General features: G+C 67.0%; 1 protein-coding gene. It reads left to right on the top strand.

The features are described 5' to 3' along the window. Positions 1-1,165: amino acid adenylation domain-containing protein (locus AB0G16_RS38805; RefSeq protein WP_362816038.1), on the top strand; the 1,165-nt coding region annotated here is incomplete at both ends.

The following is a 1,165-nucleotide window of genomic DNA, read 5'->3' as shown; positions in this document are numbered from 1 at the left end:
GTCGGTGGACGGGTTGCTCCGGCGGCAGATCGCGGCGACTCCTGATGCGACGGCGGTCCTGTCGGAGGACGGGACTTCTCTGTCGTATGCGGAGTTGGATGCGCGGGTGGATGCGTTCGCGGGTGTTTTGGCGGGTGTGGGTGTGCGGGCCGGTGGGCGGGTGGCGGTGGTGTTGCCGCGTTCGGTGGAGCGGGTCGTTGCGGTGTTGGGGACGCTTCGGGCGGGTGGGGTGTGTGTGCCGGTGGATCCGGCGTATCCGGTCGAGCGGGTGCGGCAGATCCTTGAGGATTGTGGTGCCGCGGTCGTGGTCTCCGGCTCGGGTGAGGTTGAGGTGACCGGCCGGAGCATGAGTCAGGACGTAGTGACTGATGCGGCGTTTGTGATTTTCACTTCGGGGACGACGGGGCGTCCGAAGGGTGTGGTGTTGTCGCATGGGGCGGTGGTGAATCGGTTGGTGTGGGGTGTTGAGGTGCTGGGGTTGGGGGTGGGGGATCGGGCTTTGGTGAAGAGCAGTGTGGGGTTCGTCGATGCGGTGACCGAGTTGCTCACGCCTTTGGTGGCGGGTGCTGCGGTGGTGGTGGTCGCTGATGGGGTTGCTGGGGATCCGGTGGCGTTGGCTGAAATCGTGGGCCGCTTTGGTGTGACGCATTTGTTGACGGTGCCGGGGTTGGCCGAGGTGCTGGTTCGGGTTCCGGGTGTGGCGGGGTCGTTGGGGTCGTTGCGGCAGTGGGTGTGTTCGGGGGAGGTGCTGGGGTCGGCCACGGTCGAGGCGATGCGGCGGGTGGCGCCGGGGGCGGTGTTGTGGAATTTCTATGGGTCGACCGAGGTCACCGGGGATGCCACCGCCGCCGTCGCCACTGTTGCTGATGATGGGGTGGGTATCGGGGCTCCGGTGGCGGGGGTGCGGGTGCGGGTGCTGGACGCGTGGTTGCGGCCGGTCGCCTGCGGTGTGGTGGGTGAGTTGTACGTGGGCGGGGTGCAGTTGGCTGACGGTTATGGAGGCCGTCCTGGTTTGACCGCGGACCGGTTCGTCGCCGACCCCTTCACCGACACGGGTGAGAGGTTGTACCGGACGGGTGATCTGGTTCGCTGGAGTGCCCGTGGGGTGTTGGAGTTCGTCGGTCGTGCGGATGACCAGGTGAAGATCCGCGGGTATCGGATCGAG

The organism is Streptosporangium sp. NPDC023615 (genome assembly GCF_040640155.1).
GTDB lineage: Bacteria > Actinomycetota > Actinomycetes > Streptosporangiales > Streptosporangiaceae > Streptosporangium.
Note: the sequence above shows the minus strand (reverse complement) of the source record. Positions and strands in the feature narration are given on the sequence as shown.